The 8,463-nt window shown below is 68.4% G+C and carries 9 protein-coding genes and 1 tRNA gene; 3 read left to right on the top strand and 7 right to left on the bottom strand.

Going from position 1 to position 8,463, the window contains the following annotated elements:
- Positions 1-2,701: error-prone DNA polymerase (locus D183_RS0104375; RefSeq protein WP_017907921.1), on the top strand; the 2,701-nt coding region annotated here is incomplete at its 5' end.
- A 119-nt stretch (positions 2,702-2,820) separates the two neighbouring features.
- Here the strand turns inward: D183_RS0104375 and D183_RS0104370 are convergent.
- Positions 2,821-3,588, bottom strand: coding sequence for a DNA-formamidopyrimidine glycosylase family protein (locus D183_RS0104370; RefSeq protein WP_017907920.1), 768 nt, complete (start codon positions 3,586-3,588; stop codon positions 2,821-2,823).
- 162 nt (positions 3,589-3,750) lie between these two features.
- On the opposite strand from D183_RS0104370, the gene D183_RS0104365 reads away from it, so the two are divergent.
- Positions 3,751-4,002 carry a type II toxin-antitoxin system Phd/YefM family antitoxin gene (locus tag D183_RS0104365; protein ID WP_017907919.1) on the top strand — a complete coding sequence of 84 codons (252 nt, stop codon included), beginning with the start codon at positions 3,751-3,753 and terminating at the stop codon, positions 4,000-4,002.
- A complete protein-coding gene (locus D183_RS0104360; RefSeq protein WP_017907918.1) occupies positions 3,999-4,256 on the top strand; it encodes a Txe/YoeB family addiction module toxin in 258 nt (85 codons plus the stop codon). Before D183_RS0104365 ends, D183_RS0104360 begins: the two co-directional genes overlap by 4 nt.
- Before the next feature lie 103 nt (positions 4,257-4,359).
- Here D183_RS0104360 and D183_RS0104355 read toward each other — a convergent pair.
- From D183_RS0104355 to D183_RS0104330, 6 genes are all read right to left on the bottom strand, one after another.
- Positions 4,360-4,434, bottom strand: a tRNA-Val gene (locus tag D183_RS0104355).
- Positions 4,435-4,521: 87 nt separating this feature from the next.
- The gene (locus D183_RS0104350) at positions 4,522-4,875 is read right to left on the bottom strand and encodes a PilZ domain-containing protein (RefSeq protein WP_010342469.1); all 354 of its coding nucleotides are present in this window, start codon (positions 4,873-4,875) and stop codon (positions 4,522-4,524) included.
- Entirely contained in the window at positions 4,872-5,834 is a 963-nt protein-coding gene (locus D183_RS0104345) for a DNA polymerase III subunit delta' (protein WP_017907917.1), read from the bottom strand. The genes D183_RS0104350 and D183_RS0104345 overlap by 4 nt, the downstream gene beginning before the upstream one ends.
- The gene (tmk, locus tag D183_RS0104340) at positions 5,831-6,502 is read right to left on the bottom strand and encodes a dTMP kinase (RefSeq protein ID WP_017907916.1); all 672 of its coding nucleotides are present in this window, start codon (positions 6,500-6,502) and stop codon (positions 5,831-5,833) included. Before tmk ends, D183_RS0104345 begins: the two co-directional genes overlap by 4 nt.
- Positions 6,499-7,566 (bottom strand): endolytic transglycosylase MltG, encoded by a 1,068-nt coding sequence (gene mltG / locus D183_RS0104335; RefSeq protein ID WP_441365229.1) that lies wholly within the window; start codon positions 7,564-7,566, stop codon positions 6,499-6,501. The genes tmk and mltG overlap by 4 nt, the downstream gene beginning before the upstream one ends.
- A gap of 68 nt (positions 7,567-7,634) precedes the next feature.
- The coding region (locus tag D183_RS0104330; RefSeq protein ID WP_017907914.1) for an aminodeoxychorismate synthase component I at positions 7,635-8,463 on the bottom strand (829 nt) is incomplete at its 5' end.

Below are 8,463 nucleotides of genomic sequence, written 5' to 3'. Positions count from 1 at the left end.
CGACGACGCCGCGGACGGCGCCTGGCTGCAGGCGCGCTTCCCGCAGCGGCTCTGGCTGGCGGTGGAACTGCTGCGCGGCCCCGACGACGCCGCGCTGCTGCAGGCGCGCCTACAGTTGGCGCAGCGCCTGCAACTGCCCGCCGTGGCCAGCGGCGACGTGCACATGCACGCGCGCGGCCGCCGCGCGTTGCAGGACACCTTGACCGCGATCCGCCAGCGCCTGCCGCTGCACGACGCCGGCGCCCACCTGTATCCCAACGGCGAACGTCATCTGCGCCCGCGCGCCACGCTGGCGACGCTGTATCCGCCGGCGCTGCTGGCCGAAACCGTGCGCATCGCCCAGCGCTGCAGTTTCAATCTCGAGCAACTGCAGTATGAGTACCCGCACGAACTGGTGCCGCCCGGGCACACGCCCACGCAATGGCTGCGCATCCTCACCGAACGCGGCGCGGCCGAGCGCTGGCCGCACGGCGTGCCGGACAAGGCACGACGCCTGATCGAACACGAACTCGGCGTGATCGAGCGGCTGAAGTACGAGTCCTATTTCCTCACCGTCTACGACCTGGTGCGCTTCGCACGCTCCAAGGACATCCTGTGCCAGGGCCGCGGCTCGGCGGCGAACTCGGCGGTGTGTTATGCGCTGGGCATCACCGCGATCGATCCGGACCGCATCGGCATGCTGTTCGAGCGCTTCATCTCCGAAGAGCGCAAGGAGCGGCCGGACATCGACATCGATTTCGAGCACGACCGCCGCGAGGAAGTGATCCAGTACATCTTCCGCCACTACGGCCGCGAGCGCGCCGCACTGGCGGCGGTGGCGATCAGCTACCACACGCGCAGCGCGGTACGCGACGTGGCGCGCGCACTGGGCCTGCCCAGCGACACCGTCGACGCGCTGTCGTCCGCGCTGGGCCAGCGCGACCCGGTGGAGTCGGCGCAGGAATTGCTGCGCGAACGCGGCTTCGACCCGGACACGCCGGTGATGCGCCGGCTGCTGGTGCTCGCCAGCCAACTGATCGGCTTCCCACGGCACCTGTCGCAGCATCCCGGCGGCTTCGTCATCTCCGAGCATGCGCTGCACACGCTGGTGCCGGTGGAGAACGCGACCATGGCCGAGCGGACGGTGATCCAATGGGACAAGGACGACCTGGAACTGGTCGGACTGATGAAGGTCGACGTGCTCGCACTGGGCATGCTCAGCGCGCTACGCCGCACCCTGGACCTGCTGCGCGCGCACCGCGGCCGCGACTACACGCTCGCGACCATTCCTGCCGAAGACCCTGAGACCTACGCCATGATCCAACGCGCCGACACCATCGGCGTGTTCCAGATCGAATCGCGCGCGCAGATGGCGATGCTGCCGCGGCTGCAGCCGAAAGAGTTCTACGATCTGGTCATCCAGGTGGCGATCGTGCGCCCCGGCCCGATCCAGGGCGGCATGGTGCATCCGTATCTGCGCCGGCGCAGCGGCGAGGAAGCCACCGACGATCTGCCAGACGAGTTGCGCGAGGTGTTCAAGCGCACGCTCGGCGTACCGCTGTTCCAGGAACAGGTGATGCAACTCGCGGTGGTCGCCGCCGGCTACACGCCGGGCCAGGCCGATCAATTGCGCCGTTCGATGGCGGCCTGGAAACGCCACGGCGGGCTGGAACCACATCGCGACAAGTTGCTGCAGGGCATGCTGGAGAGGAACTACAGCGCCGAATTCGCCGCACGCATCTTCGAGCAGATCAAGGGCTTCGGCAGCTACGGCTTTCCCGAAAGCCACGCCGCCAGTTTCGCCCTGCTCACCTACGCCAGCTGCTGGCTCAAGTGCCACGAACCGGCGGCGTTCACCTGCGCGCTGATCAACAGTTGGCCGATGGGCTTCTACAGCCCCGACCAGTTGCTGCAGGACGCGCGCCGCCACGGCCTGCAGGTGCGCCCGGTGGACGTGCGCTACAGCGATTGGGATTGCAGCCTGGAAGCGCATAGTCCCGACCCGCAGGTGCAGCCGGCGATCCGCCTGGGCCTGCGTCTGGTCCGCGGCCTGGCCGAGGACGCCGCACTGCGCCTGCAGCAGGCGCGCGCGCAGGCGCCGTTCCACGACCTCGCCGACCTGTGCCACCGCGCCGCGCTCGACGACAAGGCCCGCGCCGCCCTCGCCGACGCTGGCGCGTTGAAAGCGCTGGCCGGCCATCGCCATCGCGCCCGCTGGGCCGTGGCCGGCGTCGAAGCGCAGCGACCGCTGTTCGAAGCGCTCGCAGCCACACCCGAACAGCAGGTCGCGCTGCCGCTGCCCAGCCAGGGCGAAGACATCCGCGCCGACTACGCGACGCTCGGCACCACCCTGGGCAAGCATCCGCTGACCCTGCTGCGCGCGCAGCTACGCGCGCGCCGCTACCGCCATTCCGGCGAGCTGCGCGCGTTGCCGCATGCCAGTGCAGTCTCCATCGCCGGCCTGGTGACCATGCGCCAACGCCCACAGACCGCCAGCGGCGTCACTTTCGTCACCCTCGAAGACGAGCACGGCCTGGTCAACGTTGTGGTGTGGCGGCGCCTGGCCGAACGCCAGCGCCAGGCCCTGCTCGAATCCCGGCTGCTGCTGGTGCGCGGCCGCGTCGAGACCGAAGGCAAGGTCCGCCACCTGATCGCCGCCCACCTGGAAGACCTGACGTCCATGCTGCTCGGCCTGGATATCCGCAGCCGGGATTTTCATTGAGGTCGCAAGCGTCAACGCCGCAGTAGCGCCTGGATCAACGTCGTACCAGCTGAAGGTGCACCTGTGCATTCCTGCTTGAGGCACCCGCATCCTCGAACCTACTGACCAGGCAGGACGGACTACTTAAAAATCTCGGCCTGCACCTCTGCCAACGCATACCGCCGCTGACAATGCTCGCAAAAGAACGCGCGCCGCTGCGCCTTGCCGAGTTGCTTGCGATACGTGAGCAAATGACCGTCGCGCGGACACACCGTCTTGGTGTGCACCTGGTAGTGCTTCTTCAGTTCGTAGGCTTTCTTCCAGCGATAGAAATCGAAACTGTACTCGCGCGCCTGCGTCACCAGTTCACCCAGCTTCCGCGGCGACAGCGCGCCGATCTCACTCTCGGGATGCACGCGGATCCGGTGCAGCACCTCGTTCTTGATGATGTTGCCGACCCCGGCGAACACATCCTGATCCAGCAAGGCATCGGCGGCGAGCGTATGCGGCCGCAGGCGCAACTTGCGCCGCGCCTGCGCCGCATCCCAGTCGGGATTCATCACGTCCGCGGTCCAGTCGTAGGCCGCATCCAGCGGACCGTCGATGAACTTGATCGAACATGCGTAGAAGTTCAGCTCCTCGCCCTTGGCGAAACCCAGGCTCAAACGCGCCGACGCATCCTTGCGCGCATTGATCCGGTAGCTGCCGAACAGCAGGAAATGGATGCGCACACTGAACGCACCGAACTCGATCAGGAAATGCTTGCCCCAACTGCGCAGCGACAGGATCTTGCGATTGCGCATCCGCTCCAGGTCCAACTTGCTGTTGCCGGACACCCGCAACACCTTGCGCCCGGCGAACGCGGCGGCTTCTTCCTTGAGGATGACGATCGAGGGACCTTCGGGCATGCGTGCAGTATCGAGCGATGTTGTGATCGGGTCGTGAGCCGGTCGCATCCAAGTGGTCATCGCTCACTGACTCCACCCAGAATCTCCATGCATCCGGCGAACGGACGCCCGTTGACAGGGATATGTACGAGCGTACAATTTATTGTACAACTCGGAGCCATCATGGACACCATCACCTACAGCGCCGCACGTGCCGCTCTCGCGGACACCATGGACCGCGTGGTCAACAACCACGAGCCGGTGATCATCACGCGCAGCCGCGAGCAAGCTGTTGTCATGCTCTCGCTGGAGGACTACAAGGCGATGGAGGAAACCGCCTATCTGCTGCGCAGCCCGAAGAACGCGCAGCGCTTGCTGGAATCCATCGCCCAACTAGAATCCGGTCGCGGCAAGGCGCGGGAACTGAGCGAGTGACGCTGCAGTTCTCGGACAACGCCTGGGAGGATTATCTCTACTGGCAACAGGCCGACAAAAAGATGCTCAAGCGCATCAACGACCTGATCAAGGCCATTCAACGCGATCCCTTCCAGGGCATCGGCAAACCCGAACCGCTACGCCATGCACTTGCAGGCTACTGGTCGCGACGCATCAACGACGAACACCGGATCGTCTATAAGGTCGAGCATGGCGTCCTGCTGATTGCACAAGTGCGATATCACTACGTTTAACCTCAATGCCTGCGTGAGGCACGCAATTACTGATAGAGACTCCATCTCGCAACAACGAAAAAAGCCGGCACAAGGCCGGCTTTTTCGTTGACGCTCAAATTCGTGGTGGGCGGTGCAGGGTTCGAACCTGCGACCCTTGCCGTGTGAAGGCAATGCTCTACCGCTGAGCTAACCGCCCGTGTCGCGAGCCGCACATTATAGGGCTGTGGCGCGCGGCGTCAATGGGTCCTTGCGATGTCGGTGGCGCGGCGTCGCCGCGCGGCCGCTACATGGTCTGGGTGGGCTTGTCGGCGTTGAGGATGCCGGCCAGCTGGGTCTCGATCTTGGTGCGGATGGTCTCGCCTTCGCTGTTGTCCGGCAGTTGCACGCCGATGCCGGCGGCGCGGTTGCCCTGGGCGCCGACCGGGGTCACCCAGATCACCTTGCCGGCCACCGGCAGGCGCTCGCTGGAATCGGGCAGGGTCAGCAGCAGGAACACTTCGTCGCCGAGGAAGTAGCGCTTGGGGGTGGGCACGAAGATGCCGCCGTTCTTCACGAACGGCATGTAGGCGTTGTACAGCGCCGCCTTGTCCTTCACCGCCAGCGACAGGATGCCCTGGCGTCCGCTCATCGCGCTCATCGTTGTGCCCCTTTCCGGACCGGGCGATCGCCATCGCGCCAGGTCAGCAACAGTTCCGCGATCGCCAGGTCGGCGCGCACGGTGGTCCGCAGCAGATCGCGGGTGCGATTGGCGGCGTCGAACCACGCGGCCAGCTTGTGCAATCGCGCCGGGTCGGTCAAGCCGGCCTGCGACGCCTGGGCAAGCGCCAGGTCGGCGGCATGGCCCAGGCGCTGCTCGGCCAGCGCGTCGCTGCTCCAGCGCTGCGCGGCGTCCAGCGTGCCGAGTTTGCCGGCGGCGACCTGTTCCAAGTCCGCGGCCACCTGCCGGCGCAGCTTCAATCCGTCCTCGCGCAGCCACTGCGCGGCCAGGCCGGGATGGCCGCGCGCGGCGTCCAGCGCTTCGCGCGCGGTCTTCTCGGGAAAGTCCTGGGCCAGCAGCCACGCGATCGCCTCGTCGGCCGGCGGCAACTTGAACTCCAGCCGCTGGCAGCGGCTGCGAATGGTCGCCGGCAGGCGCGCCGGCTGCGCGCTGATCAGCCACAGATAGCGGCCGGGCTGCGGCTCTTCCAGCGTCTTCAGCAGGGCGTTGCAGGCGGCGCGGTTGATCGCGTCGGCCGGGTCCACCACCACCACCTGGGCCACGCCGTACTGCGGGGTCAGCGCCAGCTTCTGCGAGATCTCGCGCACCTGCTCGATGACGATCTCGGTGCGCAGCTTGTCGCCGGTGCGGTTGGGGATGAACGAGATCAGCTGCAGGTCCGGATGGGTGCCGGCAGCGATCAGCTGCGCGCTGCGCAGGGCCGCGGCAGGCTCGCCCTGACCGAGTACGTGCGCGGCCAGCTTCAGCGCCACCGCACGCTTGCCCAGGCCTTCCGGCCCACAGATCAGCAGGCCGTGGCCGAGGCGGCCCGCATCGAGCGCGGCCACGGTCTGGTCGTAGGCGCGCTGCTGCCACGGCGCGAACGGCACGTCGCTCATGGCGTCGGCTCCTGTTGCTGCTGCACCCACGCCGCCAGTGCGGCGGCGACCGCCTGCGACACCGCCTGCGGCGGCTGGCTGGCGTCGATGACGCGGAAGCGCTGCGGATCCTGCGCGGCGCGCTGGCGGAAGCCGGCACGCACGCGCTGGAAGAAATCGTCCTGCTCGCTCTCGATCCGGTCCGGCCACAGATCGCGGCCGCTGGTGCGGGCACGGCCGATCTGCACGTCCAGGTCCAGCAGCAGGGTCAGGCCCGGCTGCAGGCCGACCGCGCGCCGTTCCAGGTCGGCGATCCAGGCGCGATCCAGGCCGCGGCCTTCGCCCTGGTAGGCGTAGCTGGAATCGGTGAAGCGGTCGCTGACCACGTAAGCGCCGCGCTGCAGCGCCGGCCGGATCACCTCGCGCACGTGCTGCGCGCGCGCGGCGAACACCAGCAGCAGTTCGGTCTCGGCAGCCAGCGGCTCGGCGACCTCGCCGGGGGTCTTGTCCAGCAGCAGCGCGCGGATGCGCTCGGCCAGCGGCGTGCCGCCCGGTTCGCGGGTCAGCACCACTTCGTGGCCCTTCGCCTGCAACGCATCGCGGATCGCGTTGATCGCGGTGGTCTTGCCGGCGCCCTCGCCGCCTTCCAGGCTGACGAAGCGATGGTGACGCAGCACGGCCTCGCTCATGGCGACACCGCCGCATCGCTGCGCGCCTGGCGCAGGCGCTGCAGGTAGCGCGCCACCGCCGCGTTGTGCTCGGCGTAGTTGGCGGAGAACGCATGCGCGCCGCTGCCGTCGCCGATGGCCACGAAGTACAGGCTGTCGCCCGGCGCCGGGTTGGTGGCGGCACGCAGCGCCTCGCGCCCGGGCATGGCGATCGGGGTCGGGGTCAGGCCGGTGCGGGTGTAGGTGTTGTACGGCGTATCGGTCTCCAGGTCGCGCTTGCGGATGTTGCCGTCGTAGGCGCTGCCGATGCCGTAGATCACGGTCGGGTCGGTCTGCAGTTTCATGCCCAGCTGCAGGCGGCGCACGAACACGCCGGCGATCTGCGGACGCTCGGCGGCCAGGCCAGTCTCCTTTTCCACGATCGAAGCCAGGATCAGCGCCTGCTCCGGCGACTGCAGCGACAGGTCCTTGGCGCGCGCGTCCCAGGCCTCGGCCAGCGCCTTGTCCATCGCCGCATGCGCGCGGCGCAGCAGCTGCAGGTCGGTGTCGCCGCGCTGGTAGAGGTAGGTCTCGGGCAGGAAGCGGCCCTCCGGGTGCTGGCCGGGCTGGCCGAGCTTAGACATCAGTTCGCTGTCGCTGAGGTCGGTGGTGGTGTGCACCAGCGGCGTGGCCGCGTTCAAGGCGCTGCGCAGTTGGCGCACGTTCCAGCCTTCGACGATGGTGAAGCGGTACTGGATCACCTGGCCCTTGCGCATGCGCAGCAGCAGCTCGCGCGGGCTCAGCGCCGGCTGCAACGCGTATTCGCCGAACTTGAGCTTGCCGGCCACGCCCAGCTCCCGCGCCAGCACCTGCCACTGCAGGTCGCTGCCCTGGGTCACGCCGGCGGCGCGCAGCTTGCGCAGCACGCCGTTGAGCGAGGCGCCGCGTGCCACTTCCACGCTGGGCTGGCTCGCCTGCAGTGGTTGCTCGGCGAAGGCGCGATAGCTGTGCCACCACCAGGCGCCGGCCGCGGCCACCAGCAGCGCCAGCACCAGCAATGTCCCCAGCAGGGTCAGACACCCGCGTTTAGCCCAAGCCACGACCACCTCGGAGCGAATTCAATGGCGTGCAGGATACCGCGCGGCCGGCATGGGCCGGTATCGCGCGGCCCCGCTCACGGCTCCAGCGCGCGCAGCAGGCCGCGCGCCTTGGCCCGGGTCTCGTCGAGTTCGCGCTCCGGGTCGGAATCGAACACGATGCCGGCGCCGGTGCGGAACTGCACCTGCGCGCCCTCCACCTCGGCGGTGCGGATGAGGATGTTCAGATCCATGTCGCCGTCGCGGTTGAGCCAGCCGAACGCGCCGGTGTAGGCGCCGCGCGGGGTCTGCTCCAGCTCGGCGATGATCTGCATGCAGCGCACCTTGGGGCAACCGGTGATGGTGCCGCCCGGGAAGGTGGCGCGGATCGTCTCGCCCGGCGTGGTGCCCGCACGCAGCCGGCCGCGCACGTTGCTGACGATGTGGTGCACGTGGGCGTAGCTCTCCACGGTCATCAGTTCGTCGACCTCGACACTGCCCGGCGCGCAGATCCGCCCCAGGTCGTTGCGCTCCAGGTCGATCAGCATCACGTGCTCGGCGCGCTCCTTGGGGTGCCCGACCAGTTCGCGGATGCGCGCGGCCTCGTCGTCGCCCGGCGCGCGTGCGCGGGTGCCGGCGATCGGCCGGGTCTCGACCACGTCGCCGCGCACCGACACCAGCCGTTCCGGCGAGGAACTGACCACGGCGCGGCCGTGTCCGACGAACAGGCCGGCGAACGGTGCCGGATTGGCGCGACGCAGCTGCGCGTACAGCGCCGCCGGCGCCAGCGGCGCGGCGAAGCGCGCCGACCAGCGCCGCGACAGGTTGACCTGGAACACGTCGCCGGCACGCAGGTAGTCGAGGATGCGGCGCACGCCGTCGACGAAGCGCTGCGGCGGGTCTTCCTCGATCGCCAGCGGCGCCTGA

The organism is Xanthomonas sp. SHU 199, from assembly GCF_000364665.1.
GTDB lineage: Bacteria > Pseudomonadota > Gammaproteobacteria > Xanthomonadales > Xanthomonadaceae > Xanthomonas_A > Xanthomonas_A sontii.
The sequence above is the reverse complement of the archived record's forward strand: the minus strand, read 5'-3'. Positions and strand labels throughout refer to the sequence as shown.

Excerpts from the sequence above, each read along its gene's own strand:
- D183_RS0104370 (WP_017907920.1), bottom strand. The coding sequence starts at position 3,588 with ATGCCCGAAGGTCCCTCGATCGTCATCCTCAAGGAAGAAGCCGCCGCG.
- D183_RS0104365 (WP_017907919.1), top strand. The coding sequence starts at position 3,751 with ATGGACACCATCACCTACAGCGCCGCACGTGCCGCTCTCGCGGACACC.
- D183_RS0104350 (WP_010342469.1), bottom strand. The coding sequence starts at position 4,875 with ATGAGCGCGATGAGCGGACGCCAGGGCATCCTGTCGCTGGCGGTGAAG.
- D183_RS0104345 (WP_017907917.1), bottom strand. The coding sequence starts at position 5,834 with ATGAGCGACGTGCCGTTCGCGCCGTGGCAGCAGCGCGCCTACGACCAG.
- tmk (WP_017907916.1), bottom strand. The coding sequence starts at position 6,502 with ATGAGCGAGGCCGTGCTGCGTCACCATCGCTTCGTCAGCCTGGAAGGC.